The sequence below is a fragment of the Streptomyces sp. NPDC097640 genome (assembly GCF_040302705.1).
Taxonomy (GTDB): Bacteria; Actinomycetota; Actinomycetes; order Streptomycetales; family Streptomycetaceae; genus Streptomyces.
On record NZ_JBEOSB010000018.1, the window covers coordinates 29,278 to 55,915 of the forward strand.

General features: G+C 73.6%; 21 protein-coding genes and 1 pseudogene. 6 read left to right on the forward strand and 16 right to left on the reverse strand.

The genetic code is table 11. From position 1 onward, the window contains the following. Positions 1-5: 5 nt before the first annotated feature. Together ABTY62_RS26935 and ABTY62_RS26940 are read right to left on the reverse strand one after the other, a co-directional pair. Entirely contained in the window at positions 6-371 is a 366-nt protein-coding gene (locus ABTY62_RS26935; RefSeq protein WP_352131997.1) for a GntR family transcriptional regulator, read from the reverse strand. Between the two features lies 1 nt (position 372). Beyond that, positions 373-1,386 carry an SdpI family protein gene (locus tag ABTY62_RS26940; RefSeq protein ID WP_352131998.1) on the reverse strand — a complete coding sequence of 338 codons (1,014 nt, stop codon included), beginning with the start codon at positions 1,384-1,386 and terminating at the stop codon, positions 373-375. A gap of 117 nt (positions 1,387-1,503) precedes the next feature. Between ABTY62_RS26940 and ABTY62_RS26945 the strand changes: the two genes are divergently transcribed. Then, complete coding sequence (locus tag ABTY62_RS26945; protein ID WP_352131999.1) at positions 1,504-3,033, forward strand: helix-turn-helix domain-containing protein; 1,530 nt, start codon at positions 1,504-1,506, stop codon at positions 3,031-3,033. 65 nt (positions 3,034-3,098) lie between these two features. Then, a pseudogene (locus ABTY62_RS47545) lies at positions 3,099-3,185 on the forward strand (IS5/IS1182 family transposase); the annotation flags it as partial. A 16-nt stretch (positions 3,186-3,201) separates the two neighbouring features. Here the strand turns inward: ABTY62_RS47545 and ABTY62_RS26950 are convergent. Both ABTY62_RS26950 and ABTY62_RS26955 read right to left on the reverse strand, forming a co-directional pair. Next, positions 3,202-4,422, reverse strand: a complete 1,221-nt coding sequence (locus tag ABTY62_RS26950; protein WP_352132000.1) for an FAD-dependent monooxygenase — start codon at positions 4,420-4,422, stop codon at positions 3,202-3,204. Next, positions 4,419-5,816, reverse strand: a complete 1,398-nt coding sequence (locus tag ABTY62_RS26955; protein WP_352132001.1) for an MFS transporter — start codon at positions 5,814-5,816, stop codon at positions 4,419-4,421. Before ABTY62_RS26955 ends, ABTY62_RS26950 begins: the two co-directional genes overlap by 4 nt. Before the next feature lie 148 nt (positions 5,817-5,964). On the opposite strand from ABTY62_RS26955, the gene ABTY62_RS26960 reads away from it, so the two are divergent. Then, a complete protein-coding gene (locus ABTY62_RS26960) occupies positions 5,965-6,597 on the forward strand; it encodes a TetR/AcrR family transcriptional regulator (protein ID WP_352132002.1) in 633 nt (210 codons plus the stop codon). A gap of 36 nt (positions 6,598-6,633) precedes the next feature. On the opposite strand, the gene ABTY62_RS26965 is transcribed toward ABTY62_RS26960, so the two are convergent. Continuing rightward, positions 6,634-7,050: a RidA family protein gene (locus ABTY62_RS26965; RefSeq protein WP_352132003.1), complete on the reverse strand. Its 417-nt coding sequence runs from the start codon at positions 7,048-7,050 to the stop codon at positions 6,634-6,636. Beyond that, complete coding sequence (locus tag ABTY62_RS26970) at positions 7,047-8,171, reverse strand: acyl-CoA dehydrogenase family protein (RefSeq protein WP_352132004.1); 1,125 nt, start codon at positions 8,169-8,171, stop codon at positions 7,047-7,049. The genes ABTY62_RS26965 and ABTY62_RS26970 overlap by 4 nt, the downstream gene beginning before the upstream one ends. Before the next feature lie 114 nt (positions 8,172-8,285). On the opposite strand from ABTY62_RS26970, the gene ABTY62_RS26975 reads away from it, so the two are divergent. Together ABTY62_RS26975 and ABTY62_RS26980 are read left to right on the forward strand one after the other, a co-directional pair. Beyond that, positions 8,286-9,968 (forward strand): AMP-binding protein, encoded by a 1,683-nt coding sequence (locus ABTY62_RS26975; RefSeq protein ID WP_352132005.1) that lies wholly within the window; start codon positions 8,286-8,288, stop codon positions 9,966-9,968. Between the two features lie 4 nt (positions 9,969-9,972). Further along, positions 9,973-10,872 (forward strand): PaaX family transcriptional regulator, encoded by a 900-nt coding sequence (locus ABTY62_RS26980; protein WP_352132006.1) that lies wholly within the window; start codon positions 9,973-9,975, stop codon positions 10,870-10,872. 24 nt (positions 10,873-10,896) lie between these two features. Here ABTY62_RS26980 and ABTY62_RS26985 read toward each other — a convergent pair whose 3' ends face one another. The 3 genes from ABTY62_RS26985 to ABTY62_RS26995 form a co-directional block, all read right to left on the reverse strand. Then, entirely contained in the window at positions 10,897-11,445 is a 549-nt protein-coding gene (locus ABTY62_RS26985; RefSeq protein ID WP_502997525.1) for a DinB family protein, read from the reverse strand. A gap of 8 nt (positions 11,446-11,453) precedes the next feature. Beyond that, positions 11,454-13,724, reverse strand: coding sequence for a bifunctional salicylyl-CoA 5-hydroxylase/oxidoreductase (locus tag ABTY62_RS26990; protein ID WP_352132126.1), 2,271 nt, complete (start codon positions 13,722-13,724; stop codon positions 11,454-11,456). Positions 13,725-14,065: 341 nt separating this feature from the next. Continuing rightward, positions 14,066-14,893: an enoyl-CoA hydratase family protein gene (locus ABTY62_RS26995; RefSeq protein ID WP_311723714.1), complete on the reverse strand. Its 828-nt coding sequence runs from the start codon at positions 14,891-14,893 to the stop codon at positions 14,066-14,068. Positions 14,894-15,165: 272 nt separating this feature from the next. On the opposite strand from ABTY62_RS26995, the gene ABTY62_RS27000 reads away from it, so the two are divergent. Continuing rightward, positions 15,166-15,618 (forward strand): ATP-binding protein, encoded by a 453-nt coding sequence (locus ABTY62_RS27000; protein WP_352132008.1) that lies wholly within the window; start codon positions 15,166-15,168, stop codon positions 15,616-15,618. Between the two features lie 30 nt (positions 15,619-15,648). Here the strand turns inward: ABTY62_RS27000 and argF are convergent, their stop codons facing one another. The 7 genes from argF to ABTY62_RS27035 all read right to left on the reverse strand — a co-directional run bounded on the left by argF (position 15,649) and on the right by ABTY62_RS27035 (position 26,637). Then, positions 15,649-16,653: an ornithine carbamoyltransferase gene (gene argF / locus ABTY62_RS27005; protein ID WP_352132009.1), complete on the reverse strand. Its 1,005-nt coding sequence runs from the start codon at positions 16,651-16,653 to the stop codon at positions 15,649-15,651. A gap of 155 nt (positions 16,654-16,808) precedes the next feature. After that, on the reverse strand, positions 16,809-18,032 hold the full coding sequence (locus tag ABTY62_RS27010; protein ID WP_311723718.1) for an arginine deiminase: 1,224 nt from the start codon (positions 18,030-18,032) through the stop codon (positions 16,809-16,811). Between the two features lie 17 nt (positions 18,033-18,049). Beyond that, positions 18,050-18,814 carry a hypothetical protein gene (locus tag ABTY62_RS27015; protein WP_352132010.1) on the reverse strand — a complete coding sequence of 255 codons (765 nt, stop codon included), beginning with the start codon at positions 18,812-18,814 and terminating at the stop codon, positions 18,050-18,052. Between the two features lie 14 nt (positions 18,815-18,828). Continuing rightward, positions 18,829-20,949, reverse strand: a complete 2,121-nt coding sequence (locus ABTY62_RS27020; RefSeq protein ID WP_352132011.1) for a hypothetical protein — start codon at positions 20,947-20,949, stop codon at positions 18,829-18,831. A 298-nt stretch (positions 20,950-21,247) separates the two neighbouring features. After that, positions 21,248-21,940 (reverse strand): Crp/Fnr family transcriptional regulator, encoded by a 693-nt coding sequence (locus ABTY62_RS27025; protein WP_352132012.1) that lies wholly within the window; start codon positions 21,938-21,940, stop codon positions 21,248-21,250. A 483-nt stretch (positions 21,941-22,423) separates the two neighbouring features. Further along, positions 22,424-25,138, reverse strand: coding sequence for a polynucleotide kinase-phosphatase (locus ABTY62_RS27030; protein WP_352132013.1), 2,715 nt, complete (start codon positions 25,136-25,138; stop codon positions 22,424-22,426). Continuing rightward, positions 25,135-26,637 carry a 3' terminal RNA ribose 2'-O-methyltransferase Hen1 gene (locus ABTY62_RS27035; RefSeq protein WP_352132014.1) on the reverse strand — a complete coding sequence of 501 codons (1,503 nt, stop codon included), beginning with the start codon at positions 26,635-26,637 and terminating at the stop codon, positions 25,135-25,137. Before ABTY62_RS27035 ends, ABTY62_RS27030 begins: the two co-directional genes overlap by 4 nt. Between the last annotated feature and the right edge of the window lies 1 nt (position 26,638).

Consider the following 26,638-nt stretch of genomic DNA (forward strand, 5'->3'; position numbering starts at 1 on the left):
CGCCCTCAGCCGCCGCCCGCGAGGCCGTTCCGCACCAGGGCCAGCAGCTCGTCGTCGGAGAGCCCGATCGCGCGGGCCTCGCCGACCAGGCCGAGGACGCCCTCGACGAGGCGGGCGCGGCCGGCGGAGGTGGCGGCTCCGGTGACCACGGCGCCACGGCCGCGGCGCAGTTCGATCAGGCCCTCTTCGCGCAGCCGCTGGTAGCCGCGGAGGACGGTGTGCACATTGACGCCGAGGGAGTCGGCGAGGGCGCGGGCGGCGGGGAGACGCTCGCCGGGCTGGACCGTGCCGTCGGCGATGGCGCGGCGTACGGAGGCGGCGATCTGGTCGCCGAGCGGGACCGGGGAGCCGGGGTCGACCGTGAACAGCATGTCAGTTCGCCGCCGCCGGGCGGTCCCCGCCGCGCTCGGCGAGGGCGCGGTCGACGAGGGTGTTGAGCAGCGCCGCGGCGGTACGGGCGTCGTCCACCGTCACCACGAACTCCTTGCCGCTGGTCAGCCGCAGGCACAGCGCGTCCCCGGAGCGCAGCACCACGCCGCGCCTTCCTGGCCTGATCCGGTAGCCCCAGCCACCGAAGTCGCCGACCGCGTCCACCCGGCGGCTGGTGGCCGCCTCTATGCGGCCGATCGGCACCCGCAGGCGGGGCAGCCGGACGACGGGCGGGGACACCGTCAGGCCGCGCCGGTCGACGGTGACCCGGCAGCCGGACAGCAGCGCGGCGATCGCCCCCACGACGGCCATCGGCAGCCCGCTCCTGGGGCTCACGGTGAACGCCAGCACCGCGCCCACGCCCGCGAGGCCCAGCCCTACGGCGAGCAGCACGCGTGAGGTGACGGTGCGCGTCCAGCTGGCGGCCTCGCCCTTGCCGAGCGGCAGGCGGTGCGGCTCACCTGCGGGGCCGGCGGCGGGCGCGGCATCCGCCCCGGCCAGCAGCCAGCCCACCCCACCGGCGGTCAGCGCGCAGGCCAGGGCCACGGCCAGCTGCCACATCGGGAAGCGGGCGTCGGTGGCGTCGGGGACGTCGGCGTTGGCGAAGAGCGTGGCGGGGAACGCGTAGCCGAGCAGCCCTGACACCCCGTAGGCGAACGCGGCCATCATGCGCAGCGAGCCCATGCCCCGGCTCGAGCGGTGGGCGAGGACGGCGAAGACCGCGCCCTGGACCGCGAGGAGGGCGAGGGCCACTGTGAGGAACGAGCCCGCGCCGGAGAAGCCGTCGGCCTTGCCGCTCGCCGGGAAGTGGATGGCGAGCGGATCCGGGAGCCGGTCGCGCAGGGCCGCGTACGTCGTGAGGACGGCGGCGCAGGCGAGGGAGAAGGGGAGGCCGATCACCAGGGTGCGGCGCTGGGAGTCATGCACGGCTGCCTCCGATTCGTCGACTGCCTGCATATTAGTTGTTCGCATGTTAGTAGAACAATACCCGTGACAGCGACCCGCTTCCGACACGCTCACCCGAACGCCGCCCCCATCGCGCGTGCATCTCATATCTGAGATAGCCTCTGCCGTATGACTGACGACTACCTCTCCCGCATCGGCAAGCTCATCCGCGACGCGCGACAGCATCGTGGCTGGACCCAGACGCAGCTCGCGGAGGCGCTCGGGACCAGCCAGAGCGCGGTCAACCGTATTGAACGCGGCAACCAGAACATCAGTCTTGAGATGATCGCCAGGATTGGCGAGGCGCTCGACAGTGAGATCGTCTCCCTCGGATACGCGGGTCCGATGCATCTGCGGGTCGTCGGCGGCCGTCGTCTCTCGGGCGCCATCGACGTCAAGACGAGCAAGAACGCCTGCGTCGCCCTGCTGTGCGCGACGCTGCTCAACTCGGGCCGTACGACCCTGAGAAGGGTCGCCCGGATCGAGGAGGTCTACCGGATCCTGGAGGTGCTGGGCAGCATCGGCGTCCGCACCCGCTGGATCAACGACGGGGCGGATCTGGAGATCGTGCCGCCCGCCGAGCTGGACTTGGCCGCCATGGACACCGAGGCGGCCCGCCGGACCCGCAGCGTCATCATGTTCCTGGGCCCGCTGCTGCACCGCATGGGGCAGTTCAGGATTCCGTACGCGGGCGGCTGCGACCTCGGCACCCGCACCGTGCAGCCGCATATGACCGCGCTGCGCCACTTCGGCCTCGAAGTGACCGCCACGGACGGGATGTACCACGCCCGGGTGGACCGCGCGGTGGCCCCCACCCGCGCGATCGTGCTGACCGAGCGCGGCGACACCGTCACCGAGAACGCGCTGCTGGCCGCGGCGCGGCACGACGGCGTCACCGTGATCCGCAACGCCTCCCCCAACTACATGGTCCAGGATCTGTGCTTCTTCCTGGAGGAGTTGGGGGTCAAGGTCGAGGGGGTGGGCACCACCACGCTCACCGTGCACGGCCTCGCCGAGATCAACCGTGACGTGGACTTCGCCCCGTCCGAGGACCCGGTGGAGGCGATGAGCCTGCTGGCCGCCGCGGTGGTGACGGAGTCGGAGCTGACGATCCGGCGGGTGCCGGTGGAGTTCCTGGAGATCGAGCTGGCCGTGCTGGAGGAGATGGGCCTGGACCACGAGCGCAGCGCCGAGTACCGGGCGGACAACGGCCGCACCAGGCTGCTGGACCTGACTGTGCGGCCCTCCAAGCTCCAGGCCCCCATCGACAAGATCCACCCGATGCCGTTCCCGGGGATCAACATCGACAACGTGCCCTTCTTCGCGGCCATCGCCGCGTCCGCGCAGGGCTCCACGCTGATCCACGACTGGGTCTACGACAACCGGGCCATCTACCTGACCGAGTTGAACCGGCTCGGCGCCCACGTCAAGCTCCTCGACCCGCACCGGGTGCTGGTCGAGGGCCCGACCCGGTGGCGGGCGGCCGAGATGATGTGCCCGCCGGCGCTGCGGCCCGCGGTCGTGGTGCTGCTGGCGATGATGGCGGCGCCGGGGACGTCGGTGCTGCGCAATGTGTATGTGATCAACCGCGGGTACGAGGACCTGGCGGAGCGGCTGAACTCCATCGGCGCGCAGATCGAGATCTTCCGGGACATCTGACCAGCTGACCAGCTGACCGGGGAGCGCCGCCGCACCCCGCCGCGCCGGGCGGAACGCCGGCCGGGGGGGGCGGCGCCTCGGGCGTCACCGCCTTCCGGCGCTTCACCGAGTGGCCCGGAGCCCGGGTGCGGGCCGAGCCGCGCCACCGGCTTCCCGACCGCTGACCCTTCACGTCATGGGCATGAATTCGGGCAGGGTGAGGGCCGAATGGGCCGGTCGTCCCTCCGCGGGGGGCATGGCGGTGAGATTGCGCAGCATGTCGTTGCGCTGCTCCAGGGCCCGGGCGGTGGTCGGGAAGAGTGTGGCGTCGCCATCGCCGACCTGATCCTGGTTCAGGGTCACAAACTCACGCGTGTTGTGTTCGTAGGCGGCGAAGCCCGCGGCGTGGTCCCGGTCGGCCAGGGAAATGGCGAGCATGTACGCGCCGACGAGCGCGAGGCTGGAGCCCTGTCCGGTGAGGAACGAGGGCGCGTACGCGGCGTCGCCCACCAGCGCGACCCTGCCGCTGGACCAGCGGGGCATGCGGATCTGGCTGACCGCGTCGAAGAACAGGTCATCCGCGTCGTGCATGGCGGCAAGCATGCCGGGGACCTCCCATTTCGCCTCGGCGAAGACCGCGGCGACCAGGTCCCGTTGGGCCTCCGGGTTCCGGAACGCGTCGTACGGCGGTTCCGGGTGGGCGAAGGGCAGGAAGGCGTGCACCTCGTCGTTGTCCCCCACGGCGTAGAGTGCCGCGGCCGTGCCCGGGGCGTTCCACATCATGACCTCGTGGGAGAGCCCGAAGGTGTTGCGCATGGTGAACCCGGCGAAGCAGTAGCCGAGGTACCGGTGGAACTGCTCTTCGGGGCCGAACAGGAACTCGCGGGTGCGTGAGTGCAGCCCGTCCGCGCCGAACACCATGTCGAACGTACGCCTGCCGCCCCCGCGGAAGGTGACGTCGACCCCGTGGCCGGACTGGTCGAGGGTGTCGATGGAGTCGTTGAACAGGAACTCCACGTCGTCACGGACCGCCGTGTAGAGGGCGCCGGCCAGATCCCCGCGCCGCACCTCCAGGTCCTGTCCCGCGACACCGCCGGTGAGGGTGTGCGGATTGACCGAGGCCACCTTGCCGCCCTCCTCGTCGAGGAAGGTCAGCCGGCTCAGGTCGATGTGCGCGTCCCGCAGCCGCGGCAGGATTCCCATCCTCCGGACGACCTCGAGTGCGGTGCCGCGCACGTCGATGGGATAGCCACCGTCACGAATCGTGCCCGCCTTCTCGACTACCGTGACGGCGAACCCGTAGCGATTCAGCCAGAACGCGAGGGCGGGCCCCGCGATGCTGGCCCCGGATATCAGGACCTTGCGCCTCGGCGTGGTGCGGATATCTCTCAGCGGTTCAGTGCGGGTCATTCCTTGACTCCTTTGCTCATGGTCCGGGTGACGAGGAGGGACAGCGCCGTGACGGCGCCGGCTATGACGAAGCCGGTGACGAAGGCCGATTCGGCCGGGACATCCGAGCCGGAAGGGGTCGCGGCCGTGAGCATCGCTCCGCTGACCTGCGCACCCACGGCGTAGCCGAGCACGCGAGTCACCAGGACCAGGCTGGTGGCGATGCCGGTGTCACCTTGATCGACGGAGGTGGCGGTGCTGGTCACCATCGCAGTGACGCACAGGCCGTTGGCGAGCGCGATCATCGCCTTGCCGATGATGAGGTGCCAGACCTCGCTGTGCACGGCCGCCAGGGCGGTCAGGGCGGTGACCATGATGACGATCCCGGCGGTGACCACGGCACGCGAGCCGAAACGCCGCGCCCCGATGCCACTGATCGGCCCGGCGAGCGACGCGGCCACGGCGCCGGGCAGCAGGAAGAAGCCGATCTTGGTGGCGCTGGCCCCGAACCCGTACTCGTCGGCGGGCACCGCGAACAGCTGCGGGACGAGATAGACCGCCATCGAGGTACCGACGCAGATCACGAACGTCAGCACAGCCGACTTCCACACCGCGGGCCGTGCCAGCATGCGCAGATCGACCATCGGCGAGGCCGCGCGGCGCTCAACGGCTGTCCATCCGGTCACGAAGGCGGCCAGAACGACGACGAGGCCGCCGAGCACGAGTGGCTGTGAGCCGATGTCGGGCGCCAGCGCGAGGACGAGCATGAGCGTGACCAGCGTCCCGCTCAGGAGAACCAGGCCGGGCCAGTCGATCCCGGCATCGTCCGGCCGGCCCGGCGGATCATCCGGCATCAGCCTGTTCACCAGCATGGTGGCCCCGATGACCGCGAACGTCGGCAGCGCGAACATCCAGTGCCGGGACAGCCCTTCCGCCACGGGCCCGGCCGACAGCGTTCCCGCCATCCCGCCGCCCACGAACAACCCGCTGACGGTCCCGATGGCGACCTTCGACTCTCCCGCGGGGAGGTGTTTGCGCACCAGGATGAACGACAGGGGCAGCGCGCCCACCATCGCCCCTTGCAGGACCTGACCGAGCAGCAGCACCGGCAGGTTCGGCGCCAGGGCGGACACCAGACCACCGGCACAGACCACCGCCATCAGCCGGATCAGGACCCGTTTCCCGCCGTAGCGGTCGCCTAACTTGCCTGCGACCGGTGTGACGAGCGCGCCGGTGATGAGGAGCACGATGCTGAGCAACGCCCCTTCGGCGGGACTCATATCCAGTTCGCGTTGCAGGAGCGGGAGCGTCGGCGTCACCACCGACTCCAGGGCACCGGTGGCGACCGCCAGCATGCCGAGGGCCGCGACAGCGGCCTTCCCGATGCGAACCGGGGGAGCCAGAGTTGCGGTCATGGACGTCCTTTCCGTCATTGCCGGGCGAGGAAGGGGTCGGCCGTACGTGTAGCGCTGCCGCCGTGCCGGGCCCGGCGCGGGCACAGCGGCCGTTCACACCACCGAGATTACACTACACCGTGCAGTGTAGAAGAGTTAGGATGTGCCCATGCCGACCACGAAGACACTGCGCGAGGGGTCCACGCCGAAGCGGGCCGCGATCCTCTCGGCAGCCCGGGAACTGTTCCTCGCCGACGGCTTCGACCGGTCCAGCGTCGACGCGGTCGCCGCCCGGGCCGAGGTGTCCAAGCGCACGGTCTACGACTACTTCGGCGACAAGCAGACGCTGCTGCAAGCAGTCGTCGACGCCATCGGCGAGTCACTGATCACCACGATCCGGCACACCCTCGACGACACCCTCACCGAGGCCACCGAGGCCGCCGACCTCGAAGACGCCCTGGTCACGTTCTCGATGCGCATCGCGACCGACATGCTCGACTCGGCGGAGTACGCCACGCTGCAACGGCTGGTCCGGGCGGAATCCGGCCACCTGCCGCACCGGGGCTACAACTCCCTGGCCGACACCCCCGAAGAGGCACTCGCCGAGCGGTTCGCCGCCTTCGCCGCGGCCGGGCTGCTCCACGTCCCCGACCCCCGGCTCGCGGCCGACCAGTTCCTCGCGCTGACCTTCGGCGTCGCGCTGGACAGGCTCGGCTCCGCGAATGCCGCGGAGGACGCCCGCGTCCGGCCACTCGTCGTCGAGGGAGTGCGGACCTTTCTCCGGGCATACCGAACCAGGTAGGGCTGGGGCACACACGAAAGAACGGCGCGCACGCCCCTACGGGAGCACCGCGATGCCGTCCAGCTCGACCAGCGCCGCCTCGTCCCACAGCCGGACGACGCCGATGACCGCCATCGCGGGGTAGTCGCGCCCCGCCAGCTCCCGCCAGATCCGCCCGAGTTCGGGGGCGGCTGCGCGGTAGGCCGCAACGTCGGTGGTGTGCACGGTGAGCCGGGCCAGGTCCGCGGGGGTGCCGCCGACGGCGGCCAGGGCGGTGAGCAGATTGGCGAGCGCGCGGCGGAACTGGGCGGGGAGGGTGGCGCCGACGACCGCGCCCCTGCCGTCGAGCGCGGTCTGGCCCGCGAGGAAGACCAGGCGGTCGCCGGTGGCCGTGACGGCGTGGCTGAAGCCGGTGGGCGGGGAGAGCTGGGGCGGGTTGACACGCCGCAGGGACGGGCGGGGCTCGGTCGTCACCGGTACAGCTCCTTCGCGATGATGGTGCGCTGGACCTCGGTCGCCCCCTCGTAGATCCGGGGCGCGCGGACCTCGCGGTAGAGGTGCTCCAGCAGATGGCCGCGGCGCAGCGCCCGCGCGCCGTGGATCTGCACGGCGGCGTCCACGACGTACTGGGCGGTCTCGGTGGCCAGGAGCTTGGCCATCGCCGAGCTCCCCGCGACACCGGCCGCGCCCTCGTCGTACGCGGTGGCGGCCGCGTAGACCAGGAGGCGGGCGGCCTCGGTGCGGGTGGCCATCTCGGCCAACTGGTGGGAGACGGCCTGGAGGTCCTTCAGCGGCCCGCCGAAGGCGGTGCGCTCCCCGGCGTGGGCCACGGAGGCGTCGAGCGCGGCCTGGGCCATGCCGACGGCGAACGCGCCGACGCTCGGCCGCAGCAGGTTGAGGGTGCGCATGGCGACGCCGAACCCCTTGTCGGGCGTGCCCAGGACGTCCTCGCGGGTGACCGGGACGCCGTCGAAGGCGAGGCTGCCGATGGGGTGCGGGCTGAGCATCTCAAGACGCTCGCCGGTGAGTCCGGGCCGGTCGGCGGGGACGAGGAAGGCGGTGATCCCGCGCGAGCCCGCGCCCTGGGTGGTGCGGGCGAAGACGACGGTGAAGTCGGCCTCGGGGGCATTGGAGATCCAGCACTTTTCGCCCTCCAGCCGCCAGCCGCCCGCCCCGTCCGGGTCGGCCCGCAGGGCGAGCGCGGCGGCGTCGGAGCCGGCCTGGGGCTCGCTGAGCGCGAAGGCGGCGACCGCGCGGCCCGCCCGGACCTCGGGCATCCAGCGCGCGTACTGCTCGGGGCTGCCGGACAGCACGATCGGGTAGCCGCCGAGGCCCTGGAGGGCGAGTGCGGTCTCGGCCTCCGTGCACTCGCGGGCGAGCGACTCGCGCAGCAGACACAGGTCGAGGGCGCGCACCGGCCCGTCGTCGGGGAACAGCCGCCGCAGCAGGCCGAGTTCGCCGAGGGCCTCGGTCAGCGGCCGGTTGACCCGGCCGGGCGGGCCGCTGTCGGCGAGCGTGCGCAGCAGGTCGCGGGCGAGGGACCGCACTTCGGCGCACCAGCGCCGCTGCTTCGGATCGAGTGCGAACGACGGCACCGGCCACTCTCCGATCGGGCGTTTATCGCGATCTGTTGACTGTCGTCACCATCACGTTACGCTGACAGGGCGACTTCAGGCACGGCATGTGCAGGCATAGGGGGCGCGTCCTCGATGGAGCTCAGGCCTTCGGCGCACACCGACACCTTCGCCCGGGACCATCTGCCGCCCGCCGGGCAGTGGCCCGACTTCCTCCTCGACCTGCCCGGGCCGCCCCGCCCCGACCGTCTCAACTGCGGCGCCGAGCTGCTGGACCGCACCGTCGAGCGGTACGGCGCGGACCGGGTCGCGGTGCGCGCCGCCACGGGCGAGACATGGACGTACGGCGAACTGCGCGCCCACGTCGACCGGATCGCGCACACGCTCACCGGTCCGCTCGGCGTGGTGCCCGGCAACCGGGTGCTGCTGCGCGGCGCCACCTCGCCGTGGCTGGCCGCCTGCTGGCTGGCGGTGATGAAGGCGGGGGCGGTCGCCGTGACCGTGCTGGCCGCCCACCGGGCCCGGGAGTTGGCGACGATCTGCGAAATGGCCCGGATACGGCACGCCCTGTGCGACATCCGCTGCACGGACGACCTGGCGCGGGCCGGGGTGCCGGGGCTGCGCACCACGTACTACGGCGGCGACGGGCCCGGCGACCTGCTGCGGCTCGCGGCCACGGCGCCCGCGTCGTACGAGGCCGTGGCGACCTCAGCCGACGACGTGGCGCTGATCGCCTTCACCTCGGGGACGACCGGGCGGCCCAAGGGGTGTATGCACTTCCACCGCGATGTGCTGGCCATCGCCGACACCTTCTCCGCGCAGGTGCTGCGGCCGCGCCCCGAGGACGTGTTCGCGGGCAGCCCGCCCCTGGGCTTCACCTTCGGCCTCGGCGGGCTGGTCGTCTTCCCGCTGCGCGCGGGCGCCTCCGCGCTGCTGGGCGACTGGGGCGGCCCCGAACGGCTGCTGGCCGACATCGCGCGCCACCGCGTCTCCGTGCTGTTCACCGCGCCAACCGCGTACCGGGCGATGCTGGCGCGGCTGGACGGCGCGGCGCCGGACGGCGGCGCGTACGACATCTCCTCGCTGCGCCGCTGCGTCTCGGCCGGCGAGCACCTGCCCAGCGGCATCTGGCACGCGTGGCACCGGGCCACCGGGCTGCGGATCATCAACGGCATCGGGTCGACCGAGCTGCTGCACATCTTCATCTCCGCCGCCGACGACGCGATCCGGCCGGGCACGACCGGGGTACCGGTGCCCGGATACGAGGCGCGCATCGTCGACCTCACGGACGGCTGGCTGCGGCCGGTCCCGGACGGCCGCCCCGGGCTGCTGGCGGTGCGCGGGCCCACGGGCTGCCGCTATCTGGCGGACGAGCGGCAGCGCGAGTACGTCCGGGACGGCTGGAACCTCACCGGGGACACCTTCATCCGCGACCCGGACGGCTACTTCCGTTATGTGGCACGCGCCGACGACATGATCATCTCGGCCGGGTACAACATCGCGGGCCCGGAGGTCGAGGAAACGCTGCTGCGCCACCCGGATGTGGTGGAGGCCGCGGTGACCGGGCGGCCGGACGAGCGGCGGGGCACGGTCGTGGTGGCGCATGTGGTGCTGCGGCCGGGTGCCGCGCGTACGGACGAAGCCGTGGCCGCGCTGCAGGAGTTCACCGCGGCGGAGCTGGCCCTGTACAAGTGCCCGCGCGAGTTCGTCTTCCTGGACGCCCTGCCCCGCACCGCCACCGGCAAGCTCCAGCGCTATCTGCTGCGGGACGGGGCGGCGCAGCGCGGTGAGCTGGGCGCGAGCGGCGCCCTAGAGTAAGCGCGTGACCGGCCAGCACACCCCTCGCTCCCTGATCGTCACCTTCTACGGCGCCTACGGCCGCGGCGGCGCCGGCCGCCCGGTCGGCCCCGTCCCCATCGCCGCGCTGATCCGGCTGCTGGGCGCGGTGGGCGTGGACGCGCCCTCCGTGCGCTCCGCCGTCTCCCGCCTCAAGCGGCGCGGGCTGCTGGTCCCCGACCGCACGGACGCCGGGGCCGCCGGATACGCCCTCTCCGAGGATGCGCGCCAGCTCCTCGACGACGGCGACCGCCGCATCTACGGCCGCCCGGGGGCGGGTCACGGCACGGGGCAGGCCGTGGGGGGCTGGCTGCTCGCCGTCTTCTCCGTCCCGGAACAGGAGCGCAACAAGCGGCATCTGCTGCGCTCGCGGCTGGCCCGGCTGGGCTTCGGCACCGCCGCGCCCGGGGTGTGGATCGCCCCCGACCACCTCTACGAGGAGACCCGGCACACCCTGGCCCGCCTCGAACTCTCCTCGTATGTCGACCTCTTCCGCGGCGCCCACGCGGGCTTCGAGCCGACGGCGCGGTCGGTGCGCCGCTGGTGGGACCTGGACGAGCTGGCGGAGCTGCACCGCGCCTTCCTCGCCGCCCGGGAGCCGGTGCTGGAGCGCTGGACGGGCGGCGGCGCGCCGGAATCCGGAACACCGGAACCCGGGACACCGGACCTCGGGACACCGGACCCCGAGGACGCCTACCGCGACTACGTCCTCGCCCTGGACTCCTGGCGGTTCCTCCCCTACGCCGACCCCGGGCTGCCGACCGCGCTGCTGCCGCGGGACTGGCCCGGCATCCGGGCGGCGGAGGTGTTCGCGGCGCTGCACGACCGGCTGTACGACGCGGGCGCCGGGTACGTGCGGGAGGTGCTGTCGGCCACGCGGGCCTGACGCCGGGCGCCCGGCCTTACGCGTTCATACGCCGATCGCGCCGTCGATCCGCTCCCGCAGCAGGTCGGCGTGGCCGTTGTGGCGGGCGTACTCCTCGATCATGTGGATCAGGACCCAGCGCAGCGAGACCGCCCCGCGCCACCCGTCGTCCGCCGTGATGTCCAGGTGGGGCGCCTCGGTGACGAAGCGCTCGGCGAAGGCCACCTCCGCGCGCCAGGCCTCCCACGCCTCGGCGACGGCCGCGGGACCGGCCACCGCGCCGTCGAAGTCCCGGTCCGGCTCGGCCTCGGTGGAGAAGAGCAGCGGCACGTCCTGCCCGGCCAGCACCCGCCGGAACCAGCGGCGCTCCACATCGGTGAGATGCCGGACCAGCCCGAGCAGCGAGAGCGTCGAGGGCTCCACCGAACGCCGGGCCAACTCCCCCTCCACGCCTGCGCACTTCAGCTCCAGGGTCGCCCGCTGGGCCGCCAGGAAGTCGACCAGTATGCCCCGCTCGTCACCGGTCGTCCGGGCGTCGAGGCGGCGGTCGTGCTCCTCCGCGACGAACAGCTCGGCCCTTCTGCGTATGGTCATGCCGGTCATCATCGTCCATCGGCGCGGCCCGTCGGGGGTCTGCGGCTGCCCGCGCGGTACGGGAGCGGCCAGGGCGCGCCGGGGCCGGTGTAGCCCTGTTCCGCGGCGGCGTGCAGGGTCCAGTGCGGGTCGTAGAGATGGGGGCGGCCGAGCGCGCACAGGTCGGCGCGGCCGGCCAGCAGCAGGGAGTTGACGTCGTCCCAGGAGGAGATGGCGCCGACCGCAATGACGGGGACGCCGAGTTCGTTGCGGATCCGGTCGGCGTACGGGGTCTGGTAGGAGCGGCCGAAGTCGGGGCGCTCGTCGGGGACGACCTGGCCGGTGGAGACGTCCACGGCGTCCGCGCCATGGGCGGCGAAGGCGGCCGCGACGGCGACCGCGTCGTCCGCGGTCGTGCCGCCCTCGGCCCAGTCGGTCGCGGAGATGCGGACCGTCATGGGGGCGTCGGCGGGCCACACCTCACGTACGGCGTCGAAGACTTCGAGCGGATAGCGCAGCCGGGCCGCGAGGGCGCCGCCGTAGGCGTCGGTGCGGTGGTTGGTGAGCGGGGACAGGAAGCCGGAGAGCAGATAGCCGTGCGCGCAGTGGAGTTCGAGGAGGTCGAAGCCGGCGCGGGCGGCGCGCCGCGCGGCGGCGACGAACTGCTCGCGGACGGCGGCGAGCCCGGCGGCGTCCAGGGCGTGCGGAACCTGGCTGACGCCGGGGCGGTAGGGCAGCGGGGAGGCGGCGGACAGCGGCCAGTTGCCGCGCGGAAGGGGATCGTCCATGCCCTCCCACATCAGCCGGGTGGAGCCCTTGCGGCCGCTGTGGCCGAGCTGGACGCCGAGTGCCGTGCCCGGGGACGCGGAGTGCGCGAAGTCGACGACCCGGCGCCAGGCGGGTTCGTGCGCGTCGGCGTACAGGCCCGTGCAGCCGGGGGTGATGCGGCCCTCGGGGCTCACGCACACCATCTCGGTCATCACCAGGCCCGCGCCGCCCAGCGCCCGCGCGCCCAGGTGGACGAGGTGGAAGTCGCCGGGCGTGCCGTCCCGCGCCGAGTACATGTCCATGGGCGAGACGACCACGCGGTTGCGCAGGGTCAGGCCGCGCAGCCGGAAGGGGGTGAACATCGGCGGGGTGGCCGGGGGCACGGCGGCCTCGCGCTCGACCGCCGTCACGAAGGCCGCGTCCCGCAGCCGCAGATTGCCGTGGGTGACGCGGCGGCTGCGGGTGAGGAGGTTGAAGGCGAAGCGGCGGGGCGGCTGGTCCACGTACAGCGCCAGGTTCTCGAACCACTCCAGGCTGGCGCGGGCCGCGCGCTGGGTCGACTCGACGACCGGGCGGCGCTCGGCCTCGTACGCGGCGAGCGCCTCGGCCACCGAGGAGCGCTCTTGGAGGTGGTCCGCGAGGTGGGTCGCGAGACGGTCCGCGAGCGCCACGGCGTCCTCCATGGCGAGCTTGGTGCCGGAGCCGATCGAGAAGTGCGCGGTGTGGGCGGCGTCGCCGAGCAGCACCGTGTTCCCGTGCCACCAGCGCTCGTTGACGACCGTGCGGAAGGCGGTCCACTGGGAGCGGTTGCCGCGCAGCGGACGGCCCCCGAGGGCGTCGGCGAAGAGGGCGGCGCAGCGCTCCGCGGACTCCCGCTCGTCCAGGCGGTCCAGGCCCGCGCGGCGCCAGACCTCCTCGCGGGCCTCGACGATGACGGTGCTGGCGCCCGGCCGGTAGGGGTAGCCGTGCAGCTGAAGCACGCCGTGTTCGGTCTCGGCCACCTCGAAGCGGAACGCGTCGAAGGCGAAGTCGGCCGCGAGCCAGATGTAGCGGCAGCGGTGGGTGGTCAGACGGGTCCTGAAGACGTCGGCGCGGGCCTGGCGGGTCGCGCTGTGCACGCCGTCCGCGGCGATCACCAGGTCGTACGAGCGCGCCAGCTCGGCCGCGGGCGGGGCCAGGGTGCGAAAGCGGAGCCGGACGCCCAGGGCCCGGCAGCGTTCGTGCAGTATCCGCAGCAGCCGGCGCCGGCCGAGGGCGGCGAAGCCGTGGCCGCGCGAGGTCAGCGTCCGGCCGCGGTGGACGACGTCGATGTCGTCCCAGCGGACGAACTCCTTCCGGAGGGCGGCGTGGACGGCGGGATCGGCGTCCTCGATGCCGCCGAGGGTCTCGTCGGAGAGGACGACGCCGAAGCCGAAGGTGTCGTCGGGGGCGTTGCGCTCCCAGACGGTGACCTCGGGCCCCGGAGTGAGGCGGCGCAGCAGCGCGGCCGCGTACAGCCCGCCGGGGCCGCCGCCGACGACGGCGATCCGCAGGGGGCGGGCGGGCGACAGCCGCCCGCCCGGCGGGGCCTGCGGCGCCCGGACGGGCCGCGGGGCCTGCGCCGGCCGGGCGCGCTCCCGGCCGGCGGGGGCCTCGGCCGGCGGGAGCGGCGGGGTCGGCTGGGCCTGCTGAGGCGGCGGCTGCGTCCCCTGGGGCGGCTGGGTCGACGGAGTCGGCTGGGCCCGCTGGGTCGACTCGGCCCGCTCGGGTTGCGGAGGCCGCCGGGGCGGCTGCGCCCGCTGAACCCGCTCGGGCGGCGGCGTCGGCTCGGCCGGCTCGGGCGGCCGGGGCAGCTGAGTCGGCTGAGCCGGCCGAGTTGGCCGGGGCGGCCGGCTCATCGCCCTTGCCAGTGGGGCGGGCGCCGAGCCGTGAACGCGGCGTGGAACTCGGCGTAGTCGGCGCTGTTCATCAGCAGCGCCTGCGTGGCCGCGTCCATCTCGATCGACGCGCCCAGCGGCATGTCGAGCTCCGCCGTGAGCAGCGCCTTGGTCTGGGCGAGGCCGAGCGCGGGCCCGTCGGCGAGGCGGCGGGCCAGCGCCGCGGCCTCGGCCGCCGCCCGGCCCTCGTCGACAAGCTTGCTGATCAGGCCGATGCGCTCGGCCTCCGGGGCGCGCACCGGCTCGCCCAGCATCAGCAGCCGGGTGGCGTGCCCGAGGCCCACGACGCGCGGCAGCAGATACGCGGCGCCCATGTCGCCGCCGGACAGCCCGACCTTGGTGAACAGGAACGAGAAGCGGGCCGACGGGTCGGCGACCCGGAAGTCGGCGGCCAGGGCCAGCACCGCGCCGGCCCCCGCCGCGGCCCCGTGCACGGCCGCGACGACGGGGAAGGGGCACTCCCGCAGGGCGCGCACGACCTGCCCGGTCATGCGGTTGAAGTCGAGCAGCTCGCGGGTGTCCATGGCGAGGGTGGCGCCGATGATGTCGTCGACGTCGCCGCCGGAGCAGAAGCCGCGGCCCTCCCCGCCCAGCACCAGGGCCCGTACGGAGCCCTCGCGGGCCAGCTCGGCGATCAGGTCGCGCAGATCGGCGTAGGCGCCGAAGGTGAGCGCGTTGAGCTTCTCGGGGCGGGCGAGGGTGACGGTCGCGACGCCGGCGTCGAGGGCCAGGCGCAGATGCCGCCATTCCCCGGTCCCGGTCGCGGAGCCGGTGAACGGACTCATGGGCCAGGGCCTCCTTCAGCCGGGCGGCTGGTGCCTGCCCTTCGAAGTTATCACCCAAGTGTGACTGTCGTCACGAGTGCACGATAAGTGCGGCGTGGAGTACGGCCGGAGAGCCCCCGGGAGCCCCGCCATCCGACAAACGAGTAGTCATAAGTCACATCAAGAGTGGTCTACAGCCTCTTGCGGCGCTATCGTCCGCTTCATACTTCCTCCGGCTACCGCTGGGAGGCACCCGAGAGACCGTGAGGTTTCGTCACCGACTGGACCGAGCCGTGCCCGACCCCGCCTCCACCACCGCCTCCTGGCGCTTCGCCCTGCCGCACACCACGGCAGCCGTCCCGCTTGCCCGCGCGCTGGTCCGCAACACCCTCGCGGACACCGGCGCGCCCGTGGACGGCCACACCGCGGAGCTGCTCACGGCCGAACTGGTCGCCAACGCGGTGCAGCATACGGACGGCGACGAGCCCATAGAGCTGGCGGTGGAGCTGACGCCGGACGGGGCGTGGCAGGTCGAGGTGCACGACCAGGACCCGAACCCGCCCGCCGGCCTCCGCGAGCCCGGCGCGCCAACCGGCCCCGTCGCCCCGACCGGCGCGGACCCGCGCGAGGTCCCCGAGCGCGGCCGCGGCCTCCAGCTGCTCCGGACCCTCAGCGCGGAGGCGGGCTACCGCCCCACCCGCGAGGGCAAGGCGATCTGGTTCAGGCTGCCGGCCACGGTGCGCTGAGACCGTCCGAGCGCTGAGACCGCCCGAGCGTCAGGGCCGTCCGAGCGTGGCGACCAGCACCGCCTTGATCGTGTGCATCCGGTTCTCGGCCTCGTCGAAGACGACGGAGTGCGCGGACTCGAAGACCTCGTCGGTGACCTCCAGCGAGGTCAGCCCGTGGCGCTCGTGGATCTCGCGGCCCACGGCGGTGCCCAGGTCGTGGAAGGCCGGCAGGCAGTGCAGGAACCTCACGTCGTCGTTGCCGGTGGCGCGCAGCACGTCCATGGTGACCGCGTAGGGGCCGAGCAGCGCTATGCGCTCGTCCCAGACCTCCTTGGGCTCCCCCATCGACACCCAGACGTCGGTGGCGACGAAGTCCGCACCGGCCACGCCCTCGGCGACGTCCTCGGTGAGGGTGACGCGGGCGCCGGAGTCCTTCGCGAGCGCCTGGGCCCGCTCCACGACTGCCTCGTCGGGCCACAGCCCCCGGGGCGCGACGATCCGCACGTCCATCCCCAGCAGCGCGCCGGTGATCAGGTAGGAGTTGCCCATGTTGTAGCGGGCGTCACCGAGGTAGGCGAAGCACACCTCGTCCAGCGGCTTGTCGGTGTACTCGGTGACGGTGAGCACGTCGGCGAGCATCTGGGTGGGGTGCCAGTCGTCGGTGAGCCCGTTGTAGACGGGCACCCCGGCGTACGCGGCGAGCTCCTCGACCACGTCCTGCCCGCTGCCGCGGTACTCGATCGCGTCGAACATCCGGCCCAGCACGCGCGCGGTGTCCTTCACCGACTCCTTGTGGCCGATCTGCGAGCCGGCCGGGTCCAGGTAGGTGGTGGAGGCGCCCTGGTCGGCGGCGGCGACCTCGAAGGCGCAGCGGGTGCGGGTGGAGGTCTTCTCGAAGATCAGCGCGATGTTCCGGCCCTTGAGGTGCTGGACCTCGGCGCCCGCGCGCTTGGCCGCCTTCAGCTCGGCGGACAGGGCGACGAGATGGCGGAACTCCTCGGCGGTGAAGTCCAGCTCCTTGAGGAAGTGGCGGCCGGTGAGATCTGTCGCCATGTCGGGCTCCTAGGGTGCGATCGGGAAGACCGTGGAAGTCTATACGAGCCACTGCATATATGCGGAAGCCCGTTCGGGCTGTGATCCCGGGCACTGCGAGAGGTTTCCGGCCGATCCGCCCCGATATATGACTCCGCCGCATGACGCCGCTGGCGTCACACGGGGTCCCGCTCGACCGGGCAGCTCATACAGCGCGGGCCGCCCCGCCCCCGGCCCAGCTCGCTGCCCGGGATCGTGATGACCTCGATCCCGCGCTTGCGCAGATAGGTGTTGGTGGTCGCGTTCCGCTCGTACGCGAGGACCACCCCCGGCTCGACGGCGAGCACATTACAGCCGTCGTCCCACTGCTCCCGCTCCGCCGCGTGCACATCCTGCGTGGCCGTGAGCACCCGGATGGCGTCAAGCCCGAGCGCGGCCGCTATCGCCCGGTGCATATGCTCCGGCGGATGGTCGGTGACCTTGAGCTCCTGGTCGGCGACGCCCGGCTCGATGGTGTACGAGCGGAGCATCCCCAGGCCCGCGTACTGCGTGAAGGTGTCCCCGTCGACCATGGTCATCACGGTGTCCAGATGCATGAACGCCCGCGCCTTGGGCATGTCGAGCGCCACGATCGTCCGGGCGGAGCCCGCCGCGAACAGCCCGCGCGCGAGCATCTCCACCGCCTGCGGCGTGGTCCGCTCGCTCATCCCGATCAGCACCGCGCCGTTGCCGATCACCAGAACATCACCACCCTCGATCGTCGACGGATAGGCCGCCTGGCCCTCCGACCAGACATGGAAGCCGTCGTCCGCGAACAGCGGGTGGTGGCGGTAGACGGCCTCGTAGTGGACCGTCTCGTGCCAGCGGGCGGGCCAGCGCATCGCGTTGATGGACACCCCGTCGTACACCCAGGCGGAGGCGTCCCGCGTGAAGAGGTGGTTGGGGAGCGGGTTCACCAGGAAGTCGTCCGGCTCCATGGTGTGGAAGCGGATGGAGGTCGGCTCCGGATGCCGCTCCAGATACTCCCGCTTCGTCATGCCGCCGATCAGCGCCTCCGCCAACTCGGCGCCGCCCAGCTCGTCGAAGGCCGCCCGCAGATGGTCGGTGGCCAGCGGACCGTACTCCTTCTCGTCGAAGACGCGGTCCAGCACCAGCGCCCGCGCCGCCGGGACGGCCATGGACTCGGCCAGCAGATCCCCGAACAGATGCACCTCGACGCCGCGGTCGCGCAGCACGTCCGCGAAGCCGTCATGCTCCTGGCGGGCCCGGCGCACCCACAGGACGTCGTCGAAGAGGAGCGCGTCCTTGTTGGAGGGCGTGAGCCGCTTCAGCTCCAGGTCTGGACGGTGCAGGATGACGCGGCGCAGCCGCCCGGCCTCGGAGTCCACATGGAATCCCATGCCTCCATCTTCGCAAGCTACCGGGCCGCGAGGACGACGATCAGCACCAGCGCGACGGAGATCAGCCCCAGCAGGACGGACACCCACAGCTGGCCGGGCTGGAGATCGATCCGGCCGCCGTCCTCGCCCCGGTACGGCCTCCGGAGCGGCCACCAGCGGCGCGCCCCGCGCCGGGCGACGGCCTCCGCCGCGGCCTCGCGCTCGCGGCACTCCTCGGCGGCGCTGGTGAACAGCTCCTTCCAGGCCCGCTCGCCGAAGCCGGTGGGCTGCCGGGAGTCCACGATGCGGCGCACCACCTCGCGGCCCGCGCCACCCCGCGCGGCCCACAGCGCGGGCATCACGCACGCCAGCAGTTCGGGGGTGCCGCCGCGCTGCGCGCAGGGCCGGACCAGGCCCTCGTACAGCATCAGCGCGTTGCGCACCCGCAGCCGGTCGTCGTGGCCCGACTGCTCCGGGGTCTCCAGATAGAGCCTGGCCAGCAGCACCTTCTCGCACACCGCGTCCGCGAGCTCCGGCCCGCGCTCGGGGGCGCGGCGCACCAGCTCCACGACGACGCGGGTCGCCCGGTCGGCGGGCATCCCTCCGTCGAGCGCGCTCAGCAGCAGGCCGTCGTCGGCCTCGCGGAGCGCCGCGGGGAACCCCTCGCCGCCCTGCCGCAGCGCCTCGCGCAGCCGCCGCGCTCCCGCCGCCGGGGCGGCCGGGCTCATCCGCGCCGCCTGATCGGTCGTCTCGTCTGTCCCCTCGTCTGTTGCCTCGTCTTCCAGCATTGCCTCTTCCACCATCACCGTTCTTCTCCTCACAGCGCTTCCAGCACCTCCCGTATCCGTGTCGCGGCCCGCGGGTCGAGCGGTTTTTGGCCCTCCTGCGCCAGCAGGGGGAGAAAGTCGCACAACACCGCCAGCTGCCGCTCGTCGCCGGCCGCCCGCCGCATCCAGCCCACGAGCGCGTCCTCGGCGGCCCCTGCCGATCTGGCCCAGGTCAGCGCGGCCCGCAGCAGCTCGGCCAGCGCCGTCCGGCACTCGGGGCGGGCCGCCAGCAGCCCCGTGGCCAGCGGCCAGGCGGCGTACGGCGCCAGCTCCGGCGCCTCCCGCAGACCCCACAGATGCGAGGTGCGGGTCCGGACCGCGCGCAGCGCCGTCAGCAGCGCGAGGTCGCGGCGGGAGCGGCGGGTGTCGGCCAGCCAGTGGGCCAGCCGCCCCAGCACGGCCTCGGGGTCAGCCCCGGCCAGCAGCCGCACCGCGCTGTACGAGGCGGTGGAGCAGCCGTCCGCGGCCGCGATCCGGCCGAGCTCCTCCAGGGACGCGGCGGGCGAGCCGGCCGCCAGTCCGTAGCCGTGGGCGAGCGCGGCGGTCTCGCGCTCCCGCTCGTCGCCGCCCTCGGCCCAGCCGCGCAGCAGGCCCGCCACGGCGGGGCGCACCTCGGCGTCACGCGACGCCTCGGCGAGCGCGGTGGCCGCCGCCATGCGCTGCACCGGGCTGTCCCCACGGGCCAGCGGGAGCAGCAGCTCGGTGAGGCCGTACAGATAGTCGCGGGCGCTGAGCACGCCCGCGGCGACGGCGGCCCGCACCCACACCTGGGGCCTTGGGTCGTCGCACAGCCCGCGCAGCCAGCGCGCCATCGGGCCGCGCGTGTTGTGGTGGTGGTCCCACACCTCGAAGAGCACAGCGGGCGCCAGCCGGCGGCCCTGGAACCACACCGTGCGGACCGGTACGGAGGCCTCGCCCAGGTCCTCCACGCCCTCCCCGAGCGTCGCCCGGGCGGCGACGGGCAGGGCGTCGGCGGGCGCGGTGAACACCGGGCGCCCGGGCGCGTACTGCGGGTCGAGGGTGACCGCCAGCTCCCAGGCCAGCAGTTCGGCGGCCTCGGCGGTCAGGCTGTGGGACGAGCCGTCGAAGACGGCGAGGGCGATGCGCAGCGCCGCCCGGCGCAGCGCGGGCAGCGCGGCGGGCAGGGTGCCGGGGCGGTCGGCGTCCGCGAACCACGCGCGCGCCTGGCGCGGGGCGAACGACCGGCAGCGCGCGAGCAGTTCCGCTTCGGACAGGGCGCCCCGGGCGTGCTGGGCGAGGTGGCGGGCCAGCCGGGCCGCCTCGCCCGGCAGCGGCTCCTCCAGGCCCAGGGCCTCGGTCACCTCGGCGCGTCCGGCGGTCGCGCGGGCCCGGCGGAGGAGGTCCTGCGGCTCGTCGGCCAGCAGGTCGGACAGGTGCGCGTCGAGCACATCGGCCGCGGCCGGGGGCTCGTACGGCACGGCGTGGCGGTGGCCGCGCAGCAGCCGGTCGGCCGCGGCGCCACCGGGGACGAGGACCACCGCGAACGCCTCGTGCTCGGCGAAGTGGGCGCGCAGCCGGTCCAGGAGGCCGCCGGGCCCGAAGTCCGTCGGTTCAGTGGGTAGTTCGAGCAGATAGCCATGGCCCCTCGCGGTCTTCTCCCCCGCGGGGACCGCGCATTCGTCGCCGGGCCCGGGGCCGGGACCGGCAGCGGGGGCCGCGCCCAGCCGCCAGACGCCGCCGCCGGTCGTCCCGGCCAGCTCGGCCAGGAGCGCGAGCGCGGTCCAGCCGCGCCCGGTGCCGGGCTCGCCGCACAGCGCGAGGAGGTGGGCGCGGCGCAGATGGTCCCGCATGGCGGCGTAGCCCGGGCCCCGGCGGTGGATCCGGCGCAGCCGGACGAGTTCGTCGTGGGACACGGGCCCCTCGGGGAACGGACCGGCCGGGGCGGAGAGCACTTCGCCCCCGCGGGGGCCGGGATGCGCGTCGTGGCGCAGACTCGCGCGCGCCTCGCGGGCCGCCCGGGCGCCGCCCGACTCGCCCGCGGTGCCCAGCGGGCTGTCCACGGGGATGTCCAGGGGGGCGCCGGTCCGCTCCTCGGGCGGGGTGTTCCGCCGCGTCCGACTGTCCGCGTGGCCGGCCTTGTTTCCGCTCATCGCCCCGCCGTCCTTCATGCCTGGTGCCGCTCGTGTCCGGCGCTGTTCGTGTCCGGCGCCGCTCGTGTCCGGTGGTCGAAGTGGGCGGCGGGGCGCTGCCCCCGTGCCTCCGCTCCGCCGCCCTTCTCCGGTGTCGGGCGCTGGGCCGTGTACACCCCCGTCGCACACGGCCCCACTCCCGCTACCTTCTTCAGAGTCGCGGCCCGGAGCTCGGACGGCTGTAGCCGTTTACACAGTCGGCGGAGATTTCCCCAGGGGCTTGCGCGCGGGCGGCCGGAGGCGGACGGGCCGCCCCCGGTCACCCCGTCGCGCGCCCCTCGGCCAGCAGGCGCAGCAGTCCGGTGTCCACGACCACGAAGCGGCGCGAGGCGGTCCGTACGACGCCCTGGTCGCGCAGCAGCCGCAGCGCCTTGGCGACCGCTTCCCGGGTCGACCCCACGGCGGCGGCGATGTCGTGCTGTGGCAGCGGCAGGTCCACGGAGATGCCGCCGTCGGCCTCCGGGCGCCCGGTGCGCTCCGCGAGTTCGACGAGGCGGGCCGCCAGGCGCTGGAGCACCTTCTCGGAGGCCAGGGAGCGGCGCTCGCCGTCGGAGGCGCGCAGTCGGGAACTGAGCTGACGCATGATCAGGATGGTGGCGGCGGGCCGCGCGGCCAGATACGCGCGGAAACGGTCCCCGGAGACGACGACCGCCTCCAGCCGCCCGAGCGCGGTGACCGTGGCGCTGCGCGAGCCGTGGTCGACGGCGGCCTGGTCGCCCACCACCTCGCCCGCCCCGCGCAGCGCCAGTATCAGCCGGACACCGCGCTCGGTCTCCACCGAGACGGTGGCCCACCCGGAGGTGATGGCGACCACGAAGGCCGTGCGGTCGTGTTCCCGCAGCACGACCTGGGAGGGCTCGTACGTCCGTGGTCTGCCGAGCGCGAGCAGCGCGCGCCGGTCCTGCGCGGGGAGTGCCTGAAGGAAGGGCCGGCCGCCCTCGAAGAGACTCATCCGCCCTCCCCGCTCGGTGCCACGCGGCGGAGCCGCATATCGATAAGTGCGTCGTCCGGCTCGCGGAGTCGACCTCAACTGTCCCCGTTATCAGGGCTGTTCCAGTTATAGGCACGGCGGGCGGGGGTTGCGGAAGCCCCGCGACAGTCCTGAGACAGTCCGGCGAGAAACCTGCGACCGAGACCCGGGCGACAGCACGCTAGGCACATGTCACTGGCACGTCAATGGCGCCTCGCCGTCATGGCTCTGACGCGCGCCTGCGGCGCCGCGCGGCGGAGCCGCATATCAACGCTGTGTCCCCTACCCGCCCCTTCCCACAACTGGGGGCAAGCCCCCGGACCCCCGGACGCCCTTCGGGCGTGTCCTCAATCGCCGGACGGGCTGGACTGAGCCCGCCCGGCGTTTGAGGGCAAAGCACAGCCAGCCCGTCCGGCGATTGAGGACCGGGGTCCGGGGCAGAGCCCGCCGCAGGCGCGGCTCGCCCTAGAGGCGGGGGTCGACCGGCTCGGACTCCAGGGCCAGCACGCCGAACACCGCCTCGTGGACCCGCCACAGCGGCTCCCCCTCCGCCAGCCGGTCCAGCGCCTCGAGCCCCAGCGCATACTCCCGCAGCGCGAGCGACCGCTTGTGGCCCAGGTGCCGCTCGCGCAGCCGGTCCAGGTTCTCCGGGCGGGTGTACTCCGGACCGTAGATGATCCGGAGGTACTCGCGGCCGCGGCACTTGACACCCGGCTGGACGAGCCGACCGCCCGTGCCGCCCTCCTTGCGCACCAGCCCCGCCAGCGGCTTGACCACCATGCCCTCGCCGCCCGCCTCCGTCAGGTCCAGCCACCACCGCACGCCCTCGGCGACCGATCCCTCGTCCTCCGTGTCGACGATCAGCCGGCGGGTTGGGGCCAGCAGCCGGTTCACATACTTCGGGACGAAGGCGCAGATCGAGTTGTTCGCGTAGGCGTCCAGCTCCTCCCGCTCGACGATCCGGTCGATCAGCGCGAGCTGCTGGTCGTGCGGGAGCTCGGCGAGGCTGCGGCCGCGCGCCGCCAGGATCTGGAACGGCGCCAGCCGGATGCCGTCCAGCCCGTCCGTGCCGCGCGGCCCCACCAGGCGCCGCCCGCCGGTCTCCGACTCCTCGCCCGGCCAGCCCTGCCCCGGATCGCCGACCGGCCAGCAGTAGCGCCGGTAGGCATCGGTGAAGGCGGCCGCGTCCACGGCGCGTTCGCGCTGCTTGCCGAGCAGGCCGGCCACGTCCACGCCGCGCGCGGCGGCGGACTCCAGGGCCGCGAGCGCCCCGGGGAACACCGCGCCCGAGGCCGCGCCCACGGCCGCGTACTGGTTGCGCAGCAGCCCCTCCGCCTTCAGCGACCACGGCATCAGCTCGGCGTCGAGCAGCAGCCAGTCGGTGTCCAGCTCCTCCCACAGGCCCTCGTGGCCGATGGTGCCGCGCAGCCGCTGCAGGATGCGCTCGGTTGTCGTCGGGTCGTCGAAGAACGGCCGGCCCGTGCGCGTATACAGCGCGCCGGACACGCCCTCCGGAGCGCCGAAGCGCTCGGCCGCGGCCTCCTCGTCGCGGCAGACCAGCACCACCGCGCGCGAGCCCATGTGCTTCTCCTCGCACACCACCTGGCGCACCCCGTCCGCCCGGTAGGCGGCGAACGCCTCCGCCGGGTGCTCCAAGTAGCCGTCCTCCCGCGAGGTGGCGCAGGGGGCCATGGTCGGCGGGAGGTACGGGAGCAGCTTCGGGTCGATCGCGAAGCGGCTCATGACCTCCAGCGCGGCCGCCGCGTTCTCCTCCTTCACCGCGATGCGGCCCATGTGCCGGGTCTCGACGACGCGGCGGCCGTGGACGTCCTTCAGGTCGAGCGGGCGGCCGTCGGCGCCGCCGGGGGCCTCGGTGGTCAGGGGCTTGACGGGCTCGTACCAGACCCGCTCGGCGGCAACGTCCACCAGCTCGCGCTCGGGCCAGCGCAGGGCGGTCATCCGGCCGCCGAAGACACAGCCGGTGTCCAGGCAAATGGTGTTGTTCAGCCAGGACGCGCGAGGGGTGGGGGTGTGGCCGTAGACGACGGCGGCGCGGCCGCGGTAGTCCTCGGCCCACGGGTAGCGCACGGGCAGGCCGAACTCGTCGGTCTCGCCGGTCGTGTCGCCGTACAGCGCGTGCGAGCGGACCCGGCCGGAGGTGCGGCCGTGGTACTTCTCGGGCAGCCCGGCGTGGCAGACCACCAGGGCGCCGCCGTCCAGCACGTAGTGGCTGATCAGCGAGGCGATGAAGTCCCGGACCCGGTCGCGGAAGGCCGGGTCCGTGGCGTCCTCCTTCTCCAGCTGCTCGATGGTCTCGGCCAGGCCGTGGGTGTGCTGGACGTTGCGGCCCTTGAGGTAACGGCCCAGCTTGTTCTCGTGGTTGCCGGGCACGCACAGCGCCGCACCCGAGGCGACCATGCCCATCACCAGGCGCAGCACGCCGGGGCTGTCGGGCCCGCGGTCCACGAGGTCGCCGACGAAGACGGCCGTGCGGCCCTCGGGGTGGGTGGCGTCCACGGGGCGGCCGAGGGTGTCGCGGTCCAGCGCGTAGCCGAGCCTGCCGAGCAGGGTCTCCAGCTCGGAGCGGCAGCCGTGGATGTCGCCGATGACGTCGAACGGACCGGTCAGGTGGCGCAGGTCGTTGTAGCGGCGCTCGGTGACGATCCCGGCGGCCTCGACCTCCGCCTCGCCGCGCAGGATGTGCACCTTGCGGAAGCCCTCGCGCTCCAGGGACTTCAGCGACCGGCGCAGCTCGCGGCGCTGGCGCGGGATGACATGGGCGGGCAGGTCCGCGCGGTCGGGGCGCTCGGCGTTGCGCCGCGCGCAGACGCTCTCCGGCACGTCGAGGACGATGGCGACCGGCAGCACATCGTGTGCGCGGGCCAGCTCGATCAGGCTGCGGCGGGCCTGGGACTGGACGTTGGTGGCGTCGACGACGGTGAGCCGCCCGGCGGCGAGCCGCTTGCCCGCGATGTAGTGGAGCAGGTCGAAGGCCTCGGGGGTGGCGCTCTGGTCGTTCTCGTCGTCGGCGACCAGCCCGCGGCAGACGTCGGAGGAGACGATCTGGGTGGGCAGGAAGTGGCGCCGGGCGAAGCTGGACTTGCCGGAGCCGGTGGTGCCGATGAGGACCACGAGGGACAGGTCGGGCACGGCGAGGCCGCGCGTGGTGGTGGTGGTCATGCGGCCGTCTCCTTTGTGGTCGCGGCGGTCGTCATCGTGGTGGTCGGTGTCGTGCCGGTTTCGGCGCGGAGGTGGAACAGGGCGAGCTGGGTCGGCGGGCCGACCTCGGGGTCGTCGGGGCCGACGGGGCGGAACTCCACCGCGTATCCGTGGCGTTCGGCCACCGTCTCCGCCCAGCCGCGGAACTCCTCCCGCGTCCACTCGAAGCGGTGGTCGGGGTGGCGCACCCGCCCGGCGGGCAGGGTCTCCCACCGCACGTTGTACTCCACGTTCGGCGTGGTCACCACGACCGTACGGGGCCGGGCGGCGCCGAACACGGCGTACTCCAGGGCGGGCAGCCGCGGCGGGTCCAGATGCTCGATCACCTCGCTGAGCACCGCGGCGTCGTATCCGCGCAGCCGGCTGTCGGTGTACGCGAGCGACCCCTGGACCAGCTTCACCCGCTCCGAGCGGCGCTCGCTCATCCGGTCCAGGCGCAGCCGCCGGGCCGCCTCGTTGAGCGCGCGTATCGACACATCGACGCCGACGATCTCGGTGAATCGCGCCTCCTTGAGCAGCGCGCCCACCAACTGGCCCTGTCCGCAGCCCAGGTCGAGCACCCGGGCGGCCTCGGCCGAGCGCAGGGCGTCGAGGATCGCCTCGCGCCGCCGCACGGCCAGCGGCACCGGCTTCTCCTCGGTGTCGGAGCGCTCGTCGACCGCGTTGTCGATCTCCTCCACCTCCGTGTCGTCCGCCTCCGCGAGCCGCACCAGCTCCAGCCGCTCCAGGGCGCTGCGGGTCAGCGACCAACGGCGGGCCAGATAGCGGCTGGTGATGAGCCGCTGCTCGGGGTGGTGCTCGAGCCAGCCCTCGCCGGAGCCGATCAGCTTGTCCACCTCGTCCGGGGCCACCCAGTAGTGCTTGGCGTCGTCGAGCACCGGCAGCAGTACATACAGATGGCGCAGCGCGTCGGCCAGCCGCAGCTCGCCCTCCAGCACCAGCCGGACGTAGCGCGAGTCGCCCCACTGCGGGAACCGCTCGTCCAGCGGAACCGGCTCGGCCGTCACCGCCCAGCCCAGCGGCTCGAACAGCCGCACCACCAGCTCGGCGCCGCCGCGCGCGGGGAGGGCGGGCACCTCGATCCGCAGCGGCATCGCCCGCTCCGGCAGCTCGGGGCGCGCCTTGCACCGGCCCTTCAGCGCGCTGGAGAAGACACTGCTCAGGGCGACGGCGAGCAGGGAAGAGGCCGCGTAGGGGCGGTCGTTGACGTAGTTCCCCAGGGCCGCGTCGGGGGCGCCGCCCCGGCCCTTGCCCCGGCCCCGGCGCACCAGCGCCACCGGGTCCACCTCCAGCAGCAGCGCCGCCGTGCAGCGCTCGCTGTCCGCCTCGGGGTAGAAGACATGCGCCGTGCCATGAGAGGTCGAGAACCGCTGCGCCTTGTCAGGATGCTTGTGCAGCAGAAATCCGAGGTCGGTCGCGGGGCTCTCGGCGCTGCCGGTGGTGGTTATCGTCAGGAACACC